Origin of the sequence: Amycolatopsis sp. NPDC049253, assembly GCF_040678995.1 — a bacterium.
GTDB lineage: Bacteria > Actinomycetota > Actinomycetes > Mycobacteriales > Pseudonocardiaceae > Amycolatopsis.
Map to the genome: position 1 here is coordinate 101,808 of NZ_JBFAQX010000013.1, position 19,260 is coordinate 121,067.

A 19,260-nucleotide genomic window follows, 5' to 3' on the forward strand; every position below is an offset into this window, starting at 1 on the left:
CCAGCAGCGGCAGCGGGCTCCGGGGCAACCCATGCCCGGACCGCTTCCCGGGCGACCGTGGCAAGGGACTCCTGGGCAAGCGATGCCCGGATCGGCTCCCCCGGGTGGGCGGGTGCCGGTGGAACCGGGCAAGCATGGCCGGCCGGCGCGGCGCCGGGACAGGCGATGCCAGGCTCCGTTCCCGCGCACCACTGGCCGGGCGCCGGCGAAGCCGGGCCAGCCCGGCAGGGCAGCACGACACCGGGGTGGCAGGGGTCGGCGCCGTCCGGCCAGGAGTGGTCCGGTGACGCCCCGCCGGCGCAGGGCCGGCCGGACAGGAGACGGCCCGCTCGGTGCCACCGGGGCAGGCGTAGTCCGGCGCCGCCCCGCCGCAGAGCCAGCCCAGACAGGAAACGGCCGACTCAGTGCCACCCGGCCAAGCGCGGTCCGGTGACGCCCCGGCGCAGGGCCAGCCCGGACAGGCGTGGCAGGGCTACGGTCCGCCGGTGCAAGGCCCTGTTCCCGGGCAGCCGTGGCCGGGTCCGGCTGAAGCCGGCCGACCGGCGCAGGGTTCCGGCTCGCCGAATGGGCAGGGAACCTAGCCGCCGGAACAGCCGCCGCGAGAAGCCCGCCGCCGCGCAGCAAGGCAAGGTGCGGTGCGGCCCGGGCAAGCGCGGCACGGCTTCTCCTCGGATAAGGCCGCTCCGCCCGGGCGGGAGTCGGCCGGCCCGGTGCCGCCAGGGCAGCCGATGCCGGGTTCCGCCGGACCGGAGGCACCGCAGCAGCACTACGCGCCGGCCGGGCCGTATCCGCCGCCGCCCCACTGAGCGAAATCAGGCCGGGTAAACCAGGGTTCGCCAGGCGGCGTGAGGCCTTATGGTTCGAGGCATGAGTCAGGTACTGCCGGTCGAGTTCAGTGACGGCGAGGTGCGGGAGATCGAACGGCAGGCGGCCGCCGAGGGGCGGAGCCTGCAGGAGTACGTGCGCGAGACGCTGATGACCGCCGTGACTTCGCGCGCCCAGCAGCGCGCGACGGTGCTCGACCGCGTGCTGGAGGCGAGCGCCGGACTCAACGAGCGGCTGGCGCGATGACCGAGTACCTGACGATCCACGACCTGATGGTCGTCGCGCGCCGGGTGGTGCGGGGCGAGCTCGCGGTGCGCGACACGGGCATCCTCGCGGCCGCCGCGGCGCGGCCGCGGACGTCGGTGTTCGGCGAGGACGCCTACCCCAGCGTGTGGGAGAAGGCGGCCGCCCTCATGGAGTCGCTCGGCCGCGGCCACCCCCTCATCGACGGCAACAAACGCCTCGCCTGGACCGCCACCTGGTTCTTCCTCGGCCTCAACGACAAACCCCTCCGCACGCCCCTCGACGAGGACGCGGCCGAGCCCTTCGTCCACGACGTCGTCCAGGGCCGCCTCGACCTGCCGCGCATCGCCGCGCGCCTGGCCGACTTCGCCTAGCCGCCCGGCCCGAACGACGGGCGCGCGGAACTCCCGGCACCAGCCCGGGCAAACCGCCGGCCGTAAAACCCCGGCCCCAGGCAAGTCACGGCTTCGCCCCCGCAATGCCGGACTTCTGCCGAGCGGCGGCACGAGAGAGTCCCAGCCGAGCGGGACCGAACCGAACCCGGCCACGGCTCAGCGCGAGACCGCCTCCCACTGTGCGGTCTGCGCGTCGACCAGAGCCGTCAAGTCGCCCAGCGTCAGCGAGAAGTCGTCGACGTGAAGGCCGAGGCCGCCGCTGCTCGGCGGGCCCACCAAGGAGTCGCCGCCGGAGAGCTGGAGCCACGAGGCGGTGCCGCCGGGGACGGTGCGGAACTCGCACGCGCCGCTGAACTCGCCCGGATAACGGGCGAAGCCGGTGGGGAACGTCGGCAGCGAGGTGCCGAGCAGGACGGCGGTGAGGTGGCCGTTGGGGAGAAGAGCGTTGCCCTGCACCAAAGTACGGGTGGGGAGCCGGGTGTCGAGCGGGGTCGTCGCTTCGGGGGCGGCGCCGGTCAGCAGGGCGGCCGGGTTGGTGCAGAGGATGCGGTGGCCCGGCGTCGAGGAGAGGCCGAAGGTGGAGCCGGGCGGTGGGACCGTTCCGGCCGGTTGCTTGTACGACGAGTAACCGGCCACGCAGCCGATCGGCACGGGCACCTCGGCCGAAGCGCGAGCGCACACCGGCAGGTACTGGAAAGCCGCGTTCGGATCGGAGCCGCCGCCGTCCGGGCGGTCGATGGGGACCTGGACGTTGCCGCCGAGAAGCAGCGCGCTCACCAAGGAGGGCTGTACGTCGGGGTGACCGTCCACGCGGTCGCGCAGGAGGCTCGCGGCGTCGGCGGCGCCCTGCGAGTGGCCGATCACGACCACCCCGCGGCGACGGTGCGTGACCGGGTCGATGTTGTAGTCGCGCCAGTAGGTGTCCCACGCTTGTTCGACGTCTTCGAGGCCCAGCGCGTAGTCCGGCGCCGTGCCGGTGAGCACGCTGACGATGTGCGCGGCCAGCGGCGCCTGCCGGTACGCGGGCACGAACACCCGGCAGTGGCTGAGCAGCGGACCGATCTGGGCGTAGGTCACGGCGGCCGCGGCGTCGTCCGGGCCGGGTGGCAGCGAGCCGATCTGCAGCGCCGGGTTCGAGAGCAGATCGACGGTCGGGTAGACGAAGAAGCAGTCCACCGGAGGGGCCGCCGGCGGCTCGAACGGTTCCACCACACTTGCACCCGACTCCACCCGAGTGGTGTCGAACGTCACCCGGCCAGGCGACGCGGGGTAGCCGACCGTGAAGCTGCCACCGGGCGTCGCGACCTGTGGGTCACCCGCCAGGTTCTGGTTGCACGGGTTCGCGGCCATGCCGGGCAGGCACACCCACACCGGGTGGTCGAGCGGCGCCGTCCCCGGCGGGGTCGCGGCGTTGGCCGGGACGGCGGCCGCGAGGCCGAACACGGCCGTGAGAGCCAGCAGGATCACGCTTTTCCGCACGCTCGACGCTCCTTCACCGGGTGGGCGAGTCCCCCGTAGGCTGGCAGGAGGGGAGCCGATCCGGGAGGTGAGTCGTGCCGTCACGCAATCCGCTGCGCCTGCTGCGCAAGTGGACGGACTGGTTCGAAAACCGCGGCGTGTACATCCCGGGTGAGGAGAGCCGCGCGGTCGACCCGGTGCGTGACTTCGGGTGGCTGATGGTCGCGTGGGGCGCCGGCGTGGCGATCTTCATCCTCTTGTTCGCCTTCGCCGTTTAAGTGGCACATCGGTGACGACTGTCACCCGGAGTGCCCTTTCGGTCACGGATCGGCCACGGCTGTACACCAGGTCCGCGTCTTCGTGCGCGCGCACGTGCACATGCAGGGACAGTGGAGCGGGTCGACTTCGGTCACTACGCCGAACGGCCCGAGCCCCCGCCCCGACTGGAGTAAACCGAGATGGCGCCCGCGCGCACCCCCAAGCTGTTGCTTTCCGCCTGTCTGCTGATGGCGGTGGCGGCCTGCGGGGTCGACGCGCAGGAAGGCACGGCGGCGCTCGGCGGTGGCGGCGCCCCCGCGAAGGCCGCGGCCGCGCAGACACCGCGTGACCTGCAGTTCGGCGCGGAACACCGGTTCGCCAGCGGCATCACGATCTCGGTTTCCGCTCCGCAGTCGTTCCAGCCCAGCCCTGCGGCGTACCCGCGTAGCTCGCGCGCGGCGTCGTTCGGCATCGAGATCACCAACAACGGCGCGGACTCCTACCGGCTGTCGGGCCTCACCGTCGTCGCGATGATCGACGGCCGCCCGACCAAACAGGTCGTCGACGCCACACAGGGCCTCGGCGGCATCACCGACGCGGGCAAAGACCTGCAGCAGGGCCGCTCGGCGCAGCTGACGCTCGCGTTCGCCGTGCCCGACCGCACCACGCAGCTCACGGTGCAGCTGCGACCCAGCGCCGGCGAGCCCGCCGTGGCCACGTACTGCGGAGCCGTCTGAGTTGCTGATCCGGCCCAGAGCAGGCCGGCCCCCGCGCGGCACGTAACCGTTGCTACGAAGCCATTCGGCCGTGGCTGTGGTCGGATCAGTAACGATCGGCGCAGTACGCTGCGTTCATGACCGAGCAGCGACTCTCCCCCGGCGACGCCGCCCCCGACTTCACCCTGCCCGACAGCACGGGCAAGAGCGTGTCCCTCAGTGACTTCCGCGGCCAGTCCGTCGTCGTGTACTTCTACCCGGCCGCCGGCACCCCCGGCTGCACCAAGCAGGCCTGCGACTTCCGCGACAGCCTCGCCCAGCTCAACGACGCCGGCTACCAGGTCCTCGGCATCTCCCCGGACAAGCCGGCGAAGCTCGCGAAGTTCGTCGAGAACGAGCAGCTCACCTTCCCCCTGCTCTCCGACGAGGACAAGCACGCCCTCGCCGCGTGGGGCGCCTTCGGCGAGAAGAAGAACTACGGCCGCGTCTACCAGGGCGTCATCCGCTCGACCTTCATCGTCGACGCGGACGGCAAGATCGCGCACGCCTTCTACAACGTCCGCGCGACCGGTCACGTCGCGAAGCTCATCCGCGACCTCGGCATCGCCGCCTGACGCCAGCCCGCCTCGGGCTCCGGTCCCGGGGCGAGACCTCGGCTGCACGACCACCCGAGCTCAACGCGACGCCGCTCTTCGCAGAAACGCGCACGCCACCCCAACGCAACGGAACCGGGTGCACGACCGCGGGCACCCGGCGCGAGGCGACGCCGGCGTCCGGGCGACCGGTCACGTCGCGAAGTTCATCCGCGACCTCGGCATCGTCGCCTGACACCACCCCTCCGCCGGGTGCGGGGGCTCACCCGGGCGGGCCGGCGGCGGGGAAGCGCAGCGTGAACGTCGATCCCTCACCCAGCGTGCTCCGCACCGAGACCGTCCCGCCGTGGGCCGTTGCCAGGTTGCGGACGATGGCGAGGCCCAGGCCGCTGCCGCCGCTCGAGCCGCGCGTGCGGGCCTTGTCGGCGCGCCAGAAGCGGTCGAAGACGTGCGGCAGGTCGTCGGCGGCGATGCCGACGCCGGTGTCCGTCACGGAGAACACGACGTCCGCATCGACACGCGTCGCGCTGACCGTGACGGAGCCGCCGCGGGGGGTGTGGCGGACGGCGTTGGACACGAAGTTGTCGATGGCCTGGCGCAGGCGCACGGGGTCCGCCGTGACGGCCGGGTCGGGCATCGGCTCCACCACCAGCCGCACGCCCGCCGCGCCGGCGCGGGCGGCGTGGGCCGCGGCGAGCTGGGTGAGCAGGGAGTTGGCGTCGATGGGCTCGGGGTGCACGCGCAGCGCCCCGGCGTCGGCGAGGGCGAGGTCCTGCAGATCGTCGACGATGTGCTGCAGGTGCAGCGCCTCTTCGAGCAGCGACGCGACGAGTTCGTCGTCGAGCCGGCTCACGCCGTCCTGCGTGGCCTCCAGCCAGCCGCGGATGTTGGACAGCGGCGTACGCAGCTCGTGCGCGATGTCGCTGACCATGGCCTTGCGCGCGGTCTCCAGCTTCTCGCGCGCCTCCGACATGTCGTTGAACGCCCGCGCCAGCCGCGCGATCTCGTCCTTGCCCTTGACCTTCACGCGCGCGCCGGCCTCACCCGCCTCCATGCGCTGCGCCGCCCCGGTGAGCGCGTGCAGCGGCCGGATGAGCCGAATCGACGCGAGCCCAGTGGCCACGACCGTGAGCACGAGGATCGCGCCCGCCACCTCGGCCAGGCGCACCTGGTTGTCCGACGACAGCGTGAACCCGCTCGGCGGCTGGTCGCTGCCCTTCTCGGTGATGTAGAGCCACGCGGCAGGCGCGACGTAGGGCGTCAGCTGCTCGCGACGCGCGGAGGTCACGCAGGCCTGAGTCGTGTTGTCCGTCGCGCCGGTCTCGGGCCCGACGAACGTCCACGACAGGGACAGCTGCGCTGCCGGCTCGCTCTTGTCGCTGCGGCCGAGGCACGCGTTGACGAGATCCGACAGCTTGTCGAGCGCCGCCTGCTCGGTGTCGGTGGGCTGCTCCAGGGTCGCGCCGTTGCACCGCGTCAGCGCGTACGGGTCCTGGGCCACCACGCGCGGGTGCCCGCCGGGCGACCTCTCGATGCTGCCGAGGCTCCCGCGCTCCTGCACACACCGCAGCACCCGCTGCGCGATGGCCGAAAGTTCCGTCTTTTCGTTCTGTGGCAAGGCATACGGACCCACCGCCGCGGGATCGATCCGGTCCGGCGTGGACTGCACCCCCAGCCCCGGGTCGACCGACAGCGGGTCGATCACCACCGACGGCTGCGGCGGCAACCGCCCGGGATCGGCGTCGGAGCTCGCGATCACCTGGCCTTTCGGCGTCGCCAGCACCACGCGCCGGCCGGTGCCCTCCGCGTAGGTCTGCACGACCTTGCCGACGCCGTCCCAGTTCGGGTGCGTGGCCGCGTAGCCGAGCAGGCCCTGGTAGATGGTGCCGTCGTCGGCGAAGACCTGGCCCTGCTCCTGCCGGATGGCGCCCGTGGTGGTGCGCGCTGCGAGCCACGCCGTGGCCGCGATCGCGCACACCGCGACCAGCGCCGACACCGCGATGAGCCGGACCAGCAGGCTACGCCGCATCGGGCGGCCCCGCCGTGAGCTTGTAGCCGACGCCGTACACGGTCAGCAGCCGCTGGGGTTTGCGCGGCGCGGCCTCGATCTTCTTGCGCAGGTTCATCACGTGGACGTCGATCGCGCGCTGGGTGATGTAGCGGTCGAAGCCGTGCAGGTGCTCCAGCAGCTGCCCGCGCGTGAACACCTGGTCCGGGTGCGCGGCCATCACCTCGAGCAACCGAAACTCCCCCGGAGTGGTCTCGACCAGCTGCCCGGACACGGCCACCTCGTGCCGGCCGACATCCACCGTCAGCGCACCGACGCGCAGCGGACCACCCGAGGGCACGGTACTTTTGGTGCGGCGCAACAAAGTCCGCACACGGGCCATCAGCTCGCGCGGGCTGTACGGCTTGGTGATGTAGTCGTCCGCCCCGAGATCAAGGCCACGCAGCAGATCGTCCTCTGTGGACCGTGCGGTCAGCATCAGCACCGGCACGTCGGACTCCGCTCGCAGGATCCGGCACACCTCGAGCCCGTCCATGCCGGGCAGCATGACGTCGAGCACGAGCAGGTCCGGCGGGCGGCGGCGGACGAAGTCGAGCGTCTCGCGGCCGTCGGGCACGACCACCACCGAGTGGCGTTCCCGCTCGAGGTAACGGCGGACGAGCTCCGCTTGTTTCGGGTCGTCCTCCGCGAGCACGATGTCTGCGCACATGCTGCGAGCATAAGGATCTCCGCCGGAGCGGGCGACCCAGCGCGGCGGGAACACCGGATCAGCACCGCTTCCTGACGGGTTCCTGACAATTCGCCGCGATAGTGGCCTCCGGACCCGCCGGCTCAGTCCACTTCGGACGCGCCGGATGAGTGGAAGCGGAGAAGCGATGATGGAGGCCGTCAGTGGCCGGTAAGTCCCGGCGGCGCGCGATCGCCGTCTCAGCCTCGGCCGCCGTGGTGGTGCTGCTCGGCGTCGGCGCGTACGTGGCCATCGACCACGGCCGCGGCACGGCAGAAGCCGCGGCTCCCCCGCCCGCCGTGACCACCGTGGCCGTGGCCAAGACCGATCTGTCGAACACGCGGACGTTCACCGGTACCCTCGGTTTCGGCACGCCCGAGCCGCTCAAGGGCGCGGGCGCCGGCGTGGTCACGCAGCTGCCGGACATCGGCACCGTGGCCCAGCGCGGAAAGGCCCTGTACTCCGTGAACGGCCTCCCGGTGCCGGTGTTCTTCGGCGACACCCCGCTGTTCCGCAAGCTCGACAACCCCGACCTGACCGGCCCGGACGTCGCCACGGTGGCCGAAAACCTCGCCCGTCTCGGCTACTCCGTCGGCGCTCGCGCGAAGGACCCGCAGAAGGCGAAGTTCACCTTCGCCGACGCCCTGAAGAAGTGGGAGAAGAAGGCCGGCCTGCCCGACACGGGCACGCTCGACGTCGGCCAGGTCGTGGTGCTGCCCGGCGAGGCGCGCGTGAACAGCGTGACCGCCCAGCTCGGCGATCCCGCCGCGGGCCCGCTGCTCACCACGACGCCGACGTCGAAGGTCGTGGTCGCGCCCGTCGACGCGGCGGAGGTCGGCTCGGTGAAGACCGGCATGAGCGTGACGATGGTGCGCCCGGACGGCAACGAGATCCCGGCGAAGGTCACCTCGGTGAGCACCGCCGTGAGTGGCGGCGACCCGTCGGGCGGCGATCCGACGCAGGGGCCGCCGAAGATCAACGTGACCGTGGTGCCCGTGAACGCGTCCGACGTCGCCGACCTCGACTCGGCGTCGGTGCAGGTCGAGGTGGCCACGGAGACCCACAGCGGTGTGCTGGCCGTGCCGATCGCCGCGCTGGTCGCGTTGCGCGAAGGCGGCTACGCCGTGCAGTTGCAGGGCGGGAAGCTCGTGCCGGTGAAGACGGGCATGTTCGCCCGCGACCAGGTGGAGATCAGCGGCCCGGGCATCACCGAGGGCCTGCGGGTGGTGACGACCTCGTGACGCCGGTGCTGGCCCTGCGCGGGGTGAGCAAGCACTACCCCGGGGGTGTGGAGGCGCTCGACGACGTGTCGCTGGCCGTCGCCGAGGGCGAGCTGCTGGCGATCGTGGGACCGTCCGGTTCGGGCAAGTCGACGCTGCTGAACATCGTCGGCACGCTCGACCTGCCGACCTCCGGCACCGTCGAGCTCGGCGGCCAGGACGTGACGCAGCTGAGCGACCGGCGGCTGTCCGCATTGCGCGGGCGGTGGCTCGGGTTCGTGTTCCAGCAGTTCCACCTCACCGACGGCCTCAGCGCGGCGGAGAACGTGGCCACCGGCCTGCTCTACGCCGGGGTGCCGCGCAAGCAACGTCGTCCGCTGGCCCTGGAGGCGTTGGGGCGGGTCGGCCTCGCGCACCGCGTGGACCACCGGCCGCACGAGCTCTCCGGTGGTGAGCGCCAGCGGGTGGCCATCGCGCGGGCCGTGGTGAACGACCCCGCGCTCGTGCTCGCCGACGAGCCGACGGGCGCGCTCGACACCGCCAACGGCCGCGCCGTGCTGGAACTGCTCCACGGCCTCAACGCCGAGGGCACGACCATCGCGATCATCACGCACGACCGCGACATCGCGGCGAGCCTGCCGCGGCGCATCGAGTTCCGCGACGGCCGGATCGTGCAGGACCTCGTGGTGAGTGCCGCGTGAGCACCGCACTCGACACGCGCCCGGTGCGCCTGGGCCTGCGCGACGTCCTGCGCCTCGGCCTGCTCGGCATCAGCACCCGGCGGCTGCGCGCGACCCTGTCGGCGCTCGGGATTTCACTCGGCATCGCGACGATGATCGTGGTCACCGGCATTCCCGCCTCCAGCCAGGCCGCGCTGCTGGACAAGCTGACGGCGCTGGGCACGAACATGCTGCGCGCCGAACCGCAGCCGAACCAGACGCCGCCCGTGCTGCTGCCGGAGTCGTCCGTCGGCAGCGTCGCGCGGATCGGACCGGTGACCACGGCGGCGGCCGTCGCGAACACGCACCAGACCGTGCGGCGCTCCGATCTGACCGACCCGCTGGACGGCTCCGGCCTCGCCGTGCTGGCGAGCAGCCCGGACCTGCTGTCCGCGCTCAACGGCACCGTGCAGAGCGGCAAGTTCCTCGACGCGGCAACGCAGAACCTGCCCGCGGTGGTGCTCGGCTACGTCGCGGCGTCACGGCTCGGCATTCCCGCGGTCACGCCCGGGCGGCCCGCGCCGATCGTCATGATCGGCAAGCAGTGGTACACCGTGACCGGTGTGCTGGCGCCGATGCCGCTCGCGCCGGACATCGAGCGCGCGGTGCTCGTCGGCTGGGGTTCGGCCAAGCAGTTCCTCGGCTTCGACGGCCACCCGACGGTGATCTACGTGAAGGCCCGCGAGGACGCGATCCCGGACGTGCGCGCCGTGCTGCCCGCGACGTTGTACCCGCAGCTGCCGGGGCTGGTTTCGGTGAGCCGGCCGTCGGACGCGCTGGCGGCCAAGCAGGCGAGCCAGACGACGTTCTCCGCGCTGTTCCTGGGGCTGGCGGGCGTTGCGCTGCTGGTCGGTGGCGTCGGCGTGGCCAACACGATGTTCATCTCGGTGCTGGAACGCCGCCGCGAAATCGGCCTGCGGCGCGCGCTGGGGGCGACGCGGGGGCAGATCCGCGGGCAGTTCCTCACGGAAGCGGTGGCGCTGTCCGGGCTCGGCGGCCTGGCGGGGACGGTGCTGGGGATCGTCGTGACGCTGCTTTACACGACATACCAAGGGTGGCCGCCCGTGATCCCGCCGCTGTCCGTGGCCGGCGGCGTGGCGGGCGCGCTCGTGGTGGGCGCGCTGGCGGGGATCCACCCGTCGATCCGCGCGTCGCGGCTCACCCCGACGCAGGCGCTGGCGACGACGTGAGGGAGCTTCGAATGTCCAAAGTGGTCTGGCTGGCGGGGCTGGCGCTGGTTCTCGCGGCGTGTTCGTCGCCCGCTGATCCTGGCCCGTCGGTCGCTTCGCTGGGTACGCCTTCGGTTCCCGCGTCGTCCTCGGCGCCCCCCTCGACCGACGCCGACGGCGGCCGCCCCCGCCACCGCGTCGACGAGTCGCCGGAAGACTCCCAGCGGCTCATCGAACCGTGGCGCACCTGCATGAAGGACCACGACGCGGACGTCGACCAGCAGCCCCACAGCATCGCGGGCGCCGAACAGTGGTCCAAGGACCACCAGGCCGCCGGTGACGCGTGCCGGTCCAAGCTGCCCCTGCTGCCCTGGGGCGAGGACCCGGCGAACCCGGCGTACAAGGACAACTTGCACCGCTGGGTCGAATGCATGACGTCGCAGGGCATGCACGTCGCCGAAGACCCGGACGACGACGAGTCCCCGTGGCACTACACGAGCAACAACCAGCCGCCGGACTCGGACAAGATCGAGCAGGGGTGCGAGGTCCAGGTGATGGGACCGAGCGACAAGTAGCCGGCCGCGCCCCATGCGGCGTTCGGTGCGTTCAGTGCATCGAACGCCACAGTGGGGTGCTCGGGACCGAGCCGTCAGGCGTTGGCGAGGTCGCGCAGGGCCGGAAGGAGAGCCCGCAACGCGCGGCCCCGGTGGGAAGCCGCGTCCTTTTCGGACGGTTGCAGCTCCGCCGACGAACGGGACTCGCCGTCCGGGACGAAGATGGGGTCGTAGCCGAAGCCGTTGGTGCCGCGGCGTTCGCGGAGCAGGGTGCCGCGCCATTCGCCGCGGACGATGGTTTCCTCGCCGGACGGGAGCACGAGGGCGGCGGCGCAGACGAAGGCCGCGCCGCGGCGATCGTCGGGGGTGTCGGTGAGCTGGGCGAGCACGAGGTCGAGGTTGGCGTCGTCGTCGCCGTGGCGGCCGGCCCAGCGGGCGGACAGGATGCCGGGCATGCCGTTGAGCGCGTCGACCGCCAGGCCGGAGTCGTCGGCGACGGCGGGCAAACCCGTGGCCGCCACGGCGTCGCGGGCCTTGGCGACGGCGTTGCCCTCGAAGTCCGGCGCGGTTTCCGGGGCCTCGGGGAACTCGTCGACGTCGACGAGGCCGAGCACCTCGATGCCGGAGATGCCCTCGGCCTCGAGGATCCGCCGCAGCTCGCCGAGCTTCTTCTGGTTGCGCGTGGCCAGCAGCAGCTTCGTCACTTCGCACCCTTCTTCTTGTCCGGGCGCGGCTGCGGCAGCTCACCCGGGTACGGCAGCGCCAGGGCCTCGTTCTGCAGCTGCGTGAGCGTCGCGCAGCCGGCGAGCGCCAGGTCGAGCATGGTGTCCAAAGTAGACCGCGCGAAGGTGGCGCCTTCGCCCGTGCCCTGCACCTCGATGAGCGTGCCGGCGTCGGTGGCGACGACGTTCATGTCGACCTCCGCGCGCGAGTCCTCCTCGTACGGCAGGTCCAGGCGCACGCGCCCGTCGACCACGCCGACGCTCACCGCCGCCACCGAGGACGACAGCGGCTGCGGGTCGTTGAGCCGGTTGGCCGCGCCGAGCCATGTGATGGCGTCGCGCAGCGCGACGTAGCCGCCGGTGACCGCGGCCGTGCGCGTGCCGCCGTCGGCCTGGATCACGTCGCAGTCGATCACGATCGTGTTCTCGCCCAGCGCCGCGAGGTCGATGCACGCGCGCAGCGACCGGCCGATCAGCCGGGAGATTTCGTGGGTGCGGCCGCCGATGCGGCCCTTCACGGCTTCGCGGTCGCCGCGGGTGTTGGTGGCCGACGGAAGCATCGCGTACTCCGCCGTGACCCAGCCGAGCCCGGAGCCCGCCCGCCAGCGCGGCACGCCCTCGGTGACGCTGGCGGCGCACAGCACGCGCGTGTTGCCGAACTCGATGAGCACCGAACCGGCAGGCCACTTCTGAAACCCGCGGGTGATCTTGATGTCGCGGAGCTGGTCGTCGTTCCTGCCATCTTTCCTCGTCACGGGGTGCACTTTAAGGCCTCGCCCCGACAGTCCGCCGCTCAGATCTCGTAGACGGCGCCCTGCGTCACGAGCTCGGTGTCCGGGAACACCGCCGCGGCCTCCGCGAGCACCGCGCGGCTGTCGGTCCACGGCGCGATGTGCGTGAGCAGCAACCGCCCGACGCGAGCGTCCTTCGCCAGCTCACCGGCCTGTTTTCCGGACAGGTGCACGCCGTCGGGCCGGTCGGCGGCGTCCGTCCACGAGGCCTCCGACAGCAGCACGTCGACGCCGTCGGCCAGCTCGCCCAGCGCGGTGCAGGGACCGGTGTCGCCGGTGTAGGCGAGGATGGCGCCGCCGTAGGAGATCCGCAGGCCGAACGCCGGCGTCGGGTGCTGCACCAAAGCGGCCGTCACGTCGAACGGCCCGATCCGCACCGTTTCCTCACGCAGCGTGTGGAAGGCGTAGACGTCGGACAGGTCCACGGCGGCGCGCTCGTCGGCGTCGGCGGCGTACGCGTGGGCCAGCCGCGTGGGGGCGTCCGCCGGTGCGAAGAGCGGCAGCTGCCGCGGCCGGGCCGGGTACGGCGGCGCCGGGTGGTAGCGGCGCAGCACCGTGAGCGAGTTGACGTCGGCGCAGTGGTCCGAATGCAGGTGCGACAGGACGAGCGCGTCGAGGTCGAACGGGTCGAGCACCGTCTGGAGCTGGGCGAACGCGCCGTTGCCGAGTTCGAGGCCCAGCCGGAACCCCTCCGCTTCCAGCAGGTATCCGGACGCGGCGGCGTTCGGGCCGGGGACGCTGCCCGAGCAGCCGAGGATCGTCAGTCGCACGTGGTTCAGCCTAAGCGCTGGTGGGGGCGAGGACACCCGGCGCGAACCCCATGAACCGCGCCGCCAGCCGCGTGAACGGCTCCGGCGAGCCCGTGGCCAGGAACTCGTGCTGCGGCGCCGTGTCGCGGTCGGCCAGCAGGTCGAGCTCGGTGAGCACGCGGTAGAGGTCCTTGGCCGTCTCGTCCGCGCTGGAGACGAGCGTGACGTCCTGTCCCATCACGATCTGCAGCACGCCGGAAAGCAGCGGGTAGTGCGTGCAGCCCAGCACGAGCGTGTCGACCTCGGCTTCGAGCAGCGGCTGCAGATAACCCTGCGCGAGGCCCAGGATCTGGCGGCCGGACGTGATGCCGCGCTCCACGAAGTCGACGAACCGGTGGCAGGCGACGCTCGTGAGCCGCACGTCGGGCGCCGCGGCGAACGCGTCGTCGTAGGCGCGGGAGCGAACGGTCCCCTCGGTCCCGATCACGCCCACCCGGCCACTGCGCGTGACCGACGCGGCGCGGCGAGCGGCGGGCAGGACGACCTCGATGACGGGGACGTCGTAGCGCTCCCGGGCGTCGCGCAGGCAGGCGGCCGAGGCCGTGTTGCACGCGATGACCAGGGCTTTCACGCCGCCTTCGACGAGGTCGTCGAGGGCTTCGAGGGCGTATTGACGGGCCGTCGCGATGGGGAGGGGGCCGTACGGGTTGCGTGCGGTGTCGCCGACGTAGCGCAGCTGCTCGGCCGGCAGCAGCTCGAGGATCGACCGGGCGACGGTGAGACCGCCGACGCCGGAATCGAAAACCCCGATGGGCGCGTCGGCGGTCGGGGTGCTCACACCTCGAGGCTACCGGCCGCCTTCTTCTTGGGGCGGTCGCCCCGCGCCGTCAGCCAGGCCGCGAGGACACCGGCGAGCGCCCCGAACAGGTGGCCCTGCCAGGAGATGCCGGGGTTGCCGGGCAGCAGGCCCCACAACATCCCGCTCCACACGCCCAGCAGCACGACCGCCACCACGATCTGCCCGAACGCCCGGTTGAAAATGCCACGGACCAGCAGGAACGCCAGCCATCCGAACGCCAGCCCGGACGCGCCCACGGTGTAGGTGTTCGACGGCCCGACCAGCCAGACCCCCACGCCCGAGACGATCCAGATGATCGCCGTGACCACCGCCCAGCGCCCGATCCCCGCCGCCATCGCCAGGAACGACAGCACGAGCACCGGCACGGTGTTCGAGAGCAGGTGCCCCCACCCGGCGTGCAGCAGCGGCGCCCACAGGATCCCGTCCAGCCCCGACAGCTGCCGCGACACGATGCCCCCGTGGTCGAGGTTCGCGGGCAGGATCACGTCCACGAGCTCCACCAGGTAGAGCACGAGCGTGAAGCCCACCGCGACGATCGCCGCCGCCTTGGGGTTGGGCGGCAGGATGCGCTTCGCCACATCGGTGGTCTTCGCCTTGTCCGCCGGCTGGTCCCCGAACGGCATGGGCTGCGGTGGGAGTGTGCTCACGTGTTCCAGGTTACGTCCGTCCGGTGCGGGTGGCCTCGGGTGAATTCCCTGATGTTGCTGCTCAGGGTCGTCGCGACGGTGCCGGGGGCTTGCTCGGCTGCCGCACCGGACCACCACGCCGGAGGCAGGCACGGCGGCGCGGCCTCGGCCGGCGGCACCCGGCGTGCCCTGGCGGGCAAGCGTTGCGACGTGCTGGTCCGGTGCGGCACCCGGCGGGCCCTGGCGGGCAAGCGTTGCGACGTGCTGGTCCGGTGCGGCACCCGGCGGGCCCTGGCGGGCAAGCGTTGCGACGTGGTGGTCCGGGCCAGGCGCCGCCACGGCCGGTCGCGGCCTGGCGGTCCACCGCCCGACCCCGAGCCTCGCCGACGCCGTCCGCCCGAGGCCGACCTACGCGATCGTGCCGTTGGCGCGGGCGCGCCAGAGGGCCGTTCGCGCCTCGGGTGTGTCGAGGCGTTCCAAGCCGCGGGTTGCCCACGAGCGCAAGGATTCGTCGGGGCTGTCGAGCTGAGCGGCGAGAACGGGCAGCGCCTCGGGCGCCTGCGCCTCGCCGATCAGCTCCAGCAGCCAGCGGCGAAGGCCCGGGTCGGTCTCCCGCTCGAACTCCGCGATCAGCGCCTCGACGTGCTCGGTGACCTCGGCGAGCAGCAGCTGAAAGCCGTCTTCCCGGGTCTGCGGGTTGTGGCGCCGCATCATCCGCATGGCGGTCTCGAAGGTGCCGGGCACGGGATCGAGGCTAGTGGCTGAGGTCGACCGGGCTCTGGCCCGCCGTGAGTTCCGAGAAGACCTTGATGAGGTGCTCCGCCGTCGCCTCCTCGGTCTGGCCGGCCATGGCCGCCTCGAACTCGGCGCTGCCGATCGCGATCCGGGCGCTGCGCGGGAACATCGCCTGCTCGTGCTCGGAGAGCGCGGCCTCGACGTCGCCCGGGTGGGCGGCGAGGGCCTGGGCGAGTTCGGCGGCGTCGAGCATGGCGAGGTTGGCGCCTTCGCCGTTGGGGGGCATGAGGTGGGCCGCGTCGCCGATCAGGGTCACGCCCGGCACGCGGTCCCAGCGGTGCTCCAGCGGCAGGAGGTACTGCGGGCGCAGCACGAGCGGGGTGTCGCCGTCGGTGATGAGCGCCGTCAGTTCCGGGGCCCAGCCGGCGAACTCCTGCGCGACGCGGGCGGCAGCACCAGCCGGGTCCGTGAAGTCGATGGCCGCGAACCAGTCCGGCGGCCGCGTCAGCGACACGTACGCGTGGATGGTGTCACCGCTTTCGCGGTGGGCCATGATGCCCTCGTCCGACGCGACCGCGCCCATCGAGCCGCCGCCGACGGCCTTGGCCGTGGCGGGGTGGCGGGTGTCGGCCTCGTAGAGGTAGGTCTCGACCATCGCGGTGCCGGCGTACTCGGGAACGGCGGACGAGAGCAGCGGCCGGACGCGCGACCACGCGCCGTCGGCGCCGACCAGCAGGTCGCTCACGACGACGCTGCCGTCGGTGAATGTGACTTCGTGACGGCCGTCTTCCCGGGTGCAGGCCTCGAGAACCTTGTGGCCCCAGCGAACCGTGCCGGCGGGAAGCGAGTCGAGCAGCAGCTGCCTCAGCTCTCCGCGTTGGACTTCGGGCCGGCCTCCGGTGCCGTCGTCGGCCTTGTCGAACAGCACGGTGCCCGCGCGGTCCAGGAACCGCGTCTGCTGGCGGCCTTCGAGGATGAGTCCGCGGAACTCGTCCATGAGCTCGGCGGCCTCGATGGCGATCTGGCCGTTGTAGTCGTGGATGTCGAGCATCCCGCCCTGCGCCCGCGCACCCGCGGACGCCTCGGCTTCGTAGACCGCAGCCGGGATGCCGTAGACGTGCAGGACGCGGGCGAGGGTGAGGCCGCCCAGGCCGGCGCCGATGATCGTGACGGTGTTCATGGTGGCTCCTTCGGGTTCGGAGCGGCCCGGTGAGCCGCTCTCGAACCGAAGGGTGCCGTGATCCACTGGCACGGCGCGCACACCGCGCTGCCACCCGCCTGGCACGGCCTGCCAGCACGCTGCCAGAAGCTCAGGCCGGAGCCGCCGGCAGCTCCCGAAGCCCCAGCGCCCAGTCCACTGCCACCTCCGCGTGCAGCCGCGTGGTCGGGAAGACCGGGACCGAGCTGTCGGACTGGTCTACGAGCAGCTCGATCTCCGTGCAGCCGTAGACCACGCCCTGCGCGCCGGCTTCGACCAGCCGCGCGATCACCTCGCGGTAAGCCGCCCGCGACGACGGCCGGACCACACCCTGCACCAGCTCGTCGTAGATCACCCGGTGCACCAGCTCCTGGTCCACTTCGGACGGAACCAGCACCGAAAGCCCGTGCGCCGCAAGGCGTTCGCGGTAGAAGGGCTGGCTCATCGTGAACGCCGTCCCCAGCAGACCGACCGAGGAAACCCCGGCGGAGAGCACCGCCGCGGCCGTCGTGTCCCCCAGGTGCAGGAACGGCACCCGCGTCCGCAGCGCCGACGCCACCTTGTGCATCGTGTTGGTGCACAACACGATCACGTCCGCGCCCGCCGCCGCCAAGGCCGAAGCGGCGGTGGCCAGCAGCTCCCCCGCCGCCGCCCAGTCACCCGAAGCCTGCAGCGCCTCGATTTCCGCGAAGTCCACGGAGTACAGCACCACCCGCGCGGAGTGGTAGCCACCCAGCGTCGACCGCACGCGCTCGTTCACCAAGCGGTAGTACTCCGCCGAAGACTCCCAGCTCATGCCGCCCAGGAGCCCGATCGTCTTCACGCCCAGAGCTGCCCGTCCAGCCGCGCGGCGGCTTCGTCGAGCGAACCCGCGTACGCGCCCGTGGACAGGTACTTCCAGCCGGCGTCCGCGACGACGAAGGCGACGTCCGCGGTCTCCCCCCGAGCGGCGGCCTTCTCGGCGACGGCCAGCGCGGCGTGCAGCACCGCGCCCGTCGAGATACCCGCGAAAATGCCTTCGTGCTCCAGCAGTTCCCGCGTCCGCCGGAGCGCGTCGTAGGCGCCGACGGAATAGCGCCCGTTCAGCACGCTGGGGTCGTACAGCTCCGGCACGAACCCCTCGTCGAGGTTGCGCAGGCCGTACACGAGCTCGCCGTACCGCGGTTCGGCCGCGATGATCTGCACGCCCGGCTTCGCCTCGTGCAGGTACCGCCCGACACCCACCAACGTCCCCGTCGTGCCGAGGCCGCCGACGAAGTGGGTGATCGTCGGCAGGTCCTTCAGCAGCTCAGGGCCCGTGCCGCGGTAGTGCGAGTCGGCGTTGGCCGGGTTGCCGTACTGGTAGAGCATCACCCAGTCGGGGTTCTGCTCCGCCAGCTCCTTGGCCCGCCGCACGGCCTCGTTCGAGCCGCCCGCCGCCGGCGAGAACACGATCCGCGCGCCGTAGGCCTGCAGCAGCTGCTTGCGCTCGGTGGACGTGTTCTCCGGCATCACGCACACCAGGCCGTAGCCCTTGAGCTTCGCGGCCATGGCGAGCGAGATGCCGGTGTTGCCCGACGTCGGCTCGAGGATCGTCGAGCCGCGCCGCAGGCGGCCCTCCCGCTCGGCGGCCTCGATCATGGCCAGCGCCGGCCGGTCCTTGATCGAACCGGTCGGGTTGCGGTCCTCGAGCTTCGCCCACAACCGCACGTCGCGGGTGGGCGAAAGCCGGGGCAGCCCCACGAGCGGCGTACCGCCGAGCGCGTCGAGCAGGGACTCGTAGCGGGCCATGGGGTTAGCGCGCGCCGCCGGCCACGGCGGGCAGGATGGTGAGCGTGTCGCCGTCCTTCACCTCGGCCGCGAGGCCGCCGGCGAAGCGCACGTCCTCGTCGTTGACGTAGACGTTGATGAAGCGGTGCAGCTTCTCCTCCTTGACCAGGCGCGCCTTGAGCCCGGAGTGGCGCGACTCGACGTCGTCGATCACCTCGAGGACGGTCTTGCCCGCCGCCTCGACGGACTTCTCGCCGCCGGTGTGCGTGCGCAGGATGGTCGGGATGGAGACGGTCACGGCCATGGGTTTCTACCTCCGAAGTGGGTTCTGTGAAGCTGACGCGCGAGACGCAGCCCTTATTCCGGCAGCTCAGTCGACGATCTCGACCGGCTCCTCGGTGATCTCGGCGTCCACGATCCGGTACGAGCGGAACTCGTGCGAATCGGGGTCCTTCGTGGAGACGAGCACGTAGTGCGCGTCGGGTTCGGCGGCGATGTTCGCGTCGGTGCGCGACGGGTAGGCCTCCGTCGCGGTGTGCGAGTGGTAGATCACCACGGGCACCTCGTCGTTCGCGTCCATCTCGCGGTAGAGCTTGAGCAGGTCACCCGAGTCGAACTCGTAGAACGTCGGTGACCGCGCCGCGTTCAGCATCGGGATGAACCGTTCGGGACGGTCGGAGCCCACGGGACCGGCGATCACCCCACACGCCTCGTCGGGGTGGTCACGGCGGGCGTGGGCGACGATCTCGTCGACGAATTCACGGCGGATCCGGAGCACATGGGACATCTTAGGTGGTGGACCCACCCTGTCCAGACTGTGAGACCTTCCGCTCAGGCACCTGGTCGGGGACAATTTCGGGCGTGCCTGTGCCGACAAAGGTCCGCGACCGCTGCCTGCCGTTCCTGCCCGAAGGCGACCGGATCCAGTACGTGTTCGCCGGCAACT

At 72.1% G+C, this 19,260-nt stretch carries 23 protein-coding genes; 9 read left to right on the plus strand and 14 right to left on the minus strand.

Annotated elements, in window-relative coordinates:
• The first annotated feature begins 867 nt into the window (after positions 1 to 867).
• Positions 868 to 1,071 (plus strand): hypothetical protein, encoded by a 204-nt coding sequence (locus AB0K15_RS27360; protein WP_364056251.1) that lies wholly within the window; start codon positions 868 to 870, stop codon positions 1,069 to 1,071.
• Complete coding sequence (locus AB0K15_RS27365; RefSeq protein WP_364056254.1) at positions 1,068 to 1,442, plus strand: Fic family protein; 375 nt, start codon at positions 1,068 to 1,070, stop codon at positions 1,440 to 1,442. Before AB0K15_RS27360 ends, AB0K15_RS27365 begins: the two co-directional genes overlap by 4 nt.
• Before the next feature lie 177 nt (positions 1,443 to 1,619).
• Here AB0K15_RS27365 and AB0K15_RS27370 read toward each other — a convergent pair whose 3' ends face one another.
• Positions 1,620 to 2,942, minus strand: coding sequence for a DUF3089 domain-containing protein (locus AB0K15_RS27370; protein ID WP_364056257.1), 1,323 nt, complete (start codon positions 2,940 to 2,942; stop codon positions 1,620 to 1,622).
• Positions 2,943 to 3,016: 74 nt separating this feature from the next.
• Here AB0K15_RS27370 and AB0K15_RS27375 point away from each other — a divergent pair, with 74 nt between their 5' ends.
• The 3 genes from AB0K15_RS27375 to bcp all read left to right on the plus strand — a co-directional run bounded on the left by AB0K15_RS27375 (position 3,017) and on the right by bcp (position 4,509).
• Positions 3,017 to 3,199, plus strand: a complete 183-nt coding sequence (locus AB0K15_RS27375; protein WP_220243744.1) for a hypothetical protein — start codon at positions 3,017 to 3,019, stop codon at positions 3,197 to 3,199.
• A 180-nt stretch (positions 3,200 to 3,379) separates the two neighbouring features.
• On the plus strand, positions 3,380 to 3,916 hold the full coding sequence (locus tag AB0K15_RS27380; RefSeq protein ID WP_364056260.1) for a hypothetical protein: 537 nt from the start codon (positions 3,380 to 3,382) through the stop codon (positions 3,914 to 3,916).
• 116 nt (positions 3,917 to 4,032) lie between these two features.
• The gene (gene bcp / locus AB0K15_RS27385; protein ID WP_364056263.1) at positions 4,033 to 4,509 is read left to right on the plus strand and encodes a thioredoxin-dependent thiol peroxidase; all 477 of its coding nucleotides are present in this window, start codon (positions 4,033 to 4,035) and stop codon (positions 4,507 to 4,509) included.
• Positions 4,510 to 4,750: 241 nt separating this feature from the next.
• Here bcp and AB0K15_RS27390 read toward each other — a convergent pair whose 3' ends face one another.
• Positions 4,751 to 6,517, minus strand: a complete 1,767-nt coding sequence (locus AB0K15_RS27390; protein WP_364056266.1) for a HAMP domain-containing sensor histidine kinase — start codon at positions 6,515 to 6,517, stop codon at positions 4,751 to 4,753.
• Positions 6,507 to 7,205: a response regulator transcription factor gene (locus AB0K15_RS27395; protein ID WP_364056269.1), complete on the minus strand. Its 699-nt coding sequence runs from the start codon at positions 7,203 to 7,205 to the stop codon at positions 6,507 to 6,509. The genes AB0K15_RS27390 and AB0K15_RS27395 overlap by 11 nt, the downstream gene beginning before the upstream one ends.
• Before the next feature lie 182 nt (positions 7,206 to 7,387).
• On the opposite strand from AB0K15_RS27395, the gene AB0K15_RS27400 reads away from it, so the two are divergent.
• The 4 genes from AB0K15_RS27400 to AB0K15_RS27415 are packed head-to-tail and all read left to right on the plus strand — an operon-like array spanning position 7,388 to position 10,906.
• Positions 7,388 to 8,464 carry a peptidoglycan-binding protein gene (locus AB0K15_RS27400; RefSeq protein ID WP_364056272.1) on the plus strand — a complete coding sequence of 359 codons (1,077 nt, stop codon included), beginning with the start codon at positions 7,388 to 7,390 and terminating at the stop codon, positions 8,462 to 8,464.
• Positions 8,461 to 9,144, plus strand: a complete 684-nt coding sequence (locus AB0K15_RS27405) for an ABC transporter ATP-binding protein (protein WP_364056275.1) — start codon at positions 8,461 to 8,463, stop codon at positions 9,142 to 9,144. Before AB0K15_RS27400 ends, AB0K15_RS27405 begins: the two co-directional genes overlap by 4 nt.
• On the plus strand, positions 9,141 to 10,352 hold the full coding sequence (locus AB0K15_RS27410) for an ABC transporter permease (RefSeq protein ID WP_364056278.1): 1,212 nt from the start codon (positions 9,141 to 9,143) through the stop codon (positions 10,350 to 10,352). The genes AB0K15_RS27405 and AB0K15_RS27410 overlap by 4 nt, the downstream gene beginning before the upstream one ends.
• Before the next feature lie 11 nt (positions 10,353 to 10,363).
• Complete coding sequence (locus AB0K15_RS27415; protein WP_364056281.1) at positions 10,364 to 10,906, plus strand: hypothetical protein; 543 nt, start codon at positions 10,364 to 10,366, stop codon at positions 10,904 to 10,906.
• 74 nt (positions 10,907 to 10,980) lie between these two features.
• Here the strand turns inward: AB0K15_RS27415 and rdgB are convergent, their stop codons facing one another.
• From rdgB to AB0K15_RS27470, 11 genes are all read right to left on the minus strand, one after another.
• A complete protein-coding gene (rdgB, locus tag AB0K15_RS27420) occupies positions 10,981 to 11,589 on the minus strand; it encodes an RdgB/HAM1 family non-canonical purine NTP pyrophosphatase (RefSeq protein ID WP_364056284.1) in 609 nt (202 codons plus the stop codon).
• On the minus strand, positions 11,586 to 12,362 hold the full coding sequence (gene rph, locus AB0K15_RS27425; protein ID WP_285972903.1) for a ribonuclease PH: 777 nt from the start codon (positions 12,360 to 12,362) through the stop codon (positions 11,586 to 11,588). Before rph ends, rdgB begins: the two co-directional genes overlap by 4 nt.
• A gap of 38 nt (positions 12,363 to 12,400) precedes the next feature.
• On the minus strand, positions 12,401 to 13,168 hold the full coding sequence (locus tag AB0K15_RS27430) for an MBL fold metallo-hydrolase (RefSeq protein WP_364056289.1): 768 nt from the start codon (positions 13,166 to 13,168) through the stop codon (positions 12,401 to 12,403).
• Between the two features lie 10 nt (positions 13,169 to 13,178).
• On the minus strand, positions 13,179 to 13,985 hold the full coding sequence (murI, locus tag AB0K15_RS27435) for a glutamate racemase (protein WP_364056292.1): 807 nt from the start codon (positions 13,983 to 13,985) through the stop codon (positions 13,179 to 13,181).
• Positions 13,982 to 14,629: a rhomboid family intramembrane serine protease gene (locus AB0K15_RS27440; RefSeq protein ID WP_364056583.1), complete on the minus strand. Its 648-nt coding sequence runs from the start codon at positions 14,627 to 14,629 to the stop codon at positions 13,982 to 13,984. Before AB0K15_RS27440 ends, murI begins: the two co-directional genes overlap by 4 nt.
• A gap of 411 nt (positions 14,630 to 15,040) precedes the next feature.
• Positions 15,041 to 15,376 (minus strand): HEAT repeat domain-containing protein, encoded by a 336-nt coding sequence (locus AB0K15_RS27445; RefSeq protein WP_364056295.1) that lies wholly within the window; start codon positions 15,374 to 15,376, stop codon positions 15,041 to 15,043.
• Between the two features lie 10 nt (positions 15,377 to 15,386).
• The gene (locus AB0K15_RS27450) at positions 15,387 to 16,547 is read right to left on the minus strand and encodes an NAD(P)/FAD-dependent oxidoreductase (protein ID WP_364056298.1); all 1,161 of its coding nucleotides are present in this window, start codon (positions 16,545 to 16,547) and stop codon (positions 15,387 to 15,389) included.
• A 130-nt stretch (positions 16,548 to 16,677) separates the two neighbouring features.
• A complete protein-coding gene (locus AB0K15_RS27455; RefSeq protein WP_364056301.1) occupies positions 16,678 to 17,388 on the minus strand; it encodes an aspartate/glutamate racemase family protein in 711 nt (236 codons plus the stop codon).
• Positions 17,385 to 18,335 carry a cysteine synthase gene (locus tag AB0K15_RS27460; protein ID WP_364056304.1) on the minus strand — a complete coding sequence of 317 codons (951 nt, stop codon included), beginning with the start codon at positions 18,333 to 18,335 and terminating at the stop codon, positions 17,385 to 17,387. Before AB0K15_RS27460 ends, AB0K15_RS27455 begins: the two co-directional genes overlap by 4 nt.
• Before the next feature lie 4 nt (positions 18,336 to 18,339).
• Complete coding sequence (locus AB0K15_RS27465) at positions 18,340 to 18,618, minus strand: MoaD/ThiS family protein (RefSeq protein WP_220243760.1); 279 nt, start codon at positions 18,616 to 18,618, stop codon at positions 18,340 to 18,342.
• Positions 18,619 to 18,684: 66 nt separating this feature from the next.
• The gene (locus tag AB0K15_RS27470) at positions 18,685 to 19,101 is read right to left on the minus strand and encodes a M67 family metallopeptidase (RefSeq protein WP_364056307.1); all 417 of its coding nucleotides are present in this window, start codon (positions 19,099 to 19,101) and stop codon (positions 18,685 to 18,687) included.
• Positions 19,102 to 19,260 lie beyond the last annotated feature (159 nt).

Coding starts and splice junctions, on each gene's coding strand:
- AB0K15_RS27360 (WP_364056251.1), top strand. CDS start 868: ATGAGTCAGGTACTGCCGGTCGAGTTCAGTGACGGCGAGGTGCGGGAG.
- AB0K15_RS27365 (WP_364056254.1), top strand. CDS start 1,068: ATGACCGAGTACCTGACGATCCACGACCTGATGGTCGTCGCGCGCCGG.
- AB0K15_RS27380 (WP_364056260.1), top strand. CDS start 3,380: ATGGCGCCCGCGCGCACCCCCAAGCTGTTGCTTTCCGCCTGTCTGCTG.
- bcp (WP_364056263.1), top strand. CDS start 4,033: ATGACCGAGCAGCGACTCTCCCCCGGCGACGCCGCCCCCGACTTCACC.
- AB0K15_RS27390 (WP_364056266.1), bottom strand. CDS start 6,517: ATGCGGCGTAGCCTGCTGGTCCGGCTCATCGCGGTGTCGGCGCTGGTC.
- AB0K15_RS27395 (WP_364056269.1), bottom strand. CDS start 7,205: ATGTGCGCAGACATCGTGCTCGCGGAGGACGACCCGAAACAAGCGGAG.
- AB0K15_RS27415 (WP_364056281.1), top strand. CDS start 10,364: ATGTCCAAAGTGGTCTGGCTGGCGGGGCTGGCGCTGGTTCTCGCGGCG.
- AB0K15_RS27440 (WP_364056583.1), bottom strand. CDS start 14,629: ATGCCGTTCGGGGACCAGCCGGCGGACAAGGCGAAGACCACCGATGTG.
- AB0K15_RS27450 (WP_364056298.1), bottom strand. CDS start 16,547: ATGAACACCGTCACGATCATCGGCGCCGGCCTGGGCGGCCTCACCCTC.
- AB0K15_RS27460 (WP_364056304.1), bottom strand. CDS start 18,335: ATGGCCCGCTACGAGTCCCTGCTCGACGCGCTCGGCGGTACGCCGCTC.
- AB0K15_RS27465 (WP_220243760.1), bottom strand. CDS start 18,618: ATGGCCGTGACCGTCTCCATCCCGACCATCCTGCGCACGCACACCGGC.
- AB0K15_RS27470 (WP_364056307.1), bottom strand. CDS start 19,101: ATGTCCCATGTGCTCCGGATCCGCCGTGAATTCGTCGACGAGATCGTC.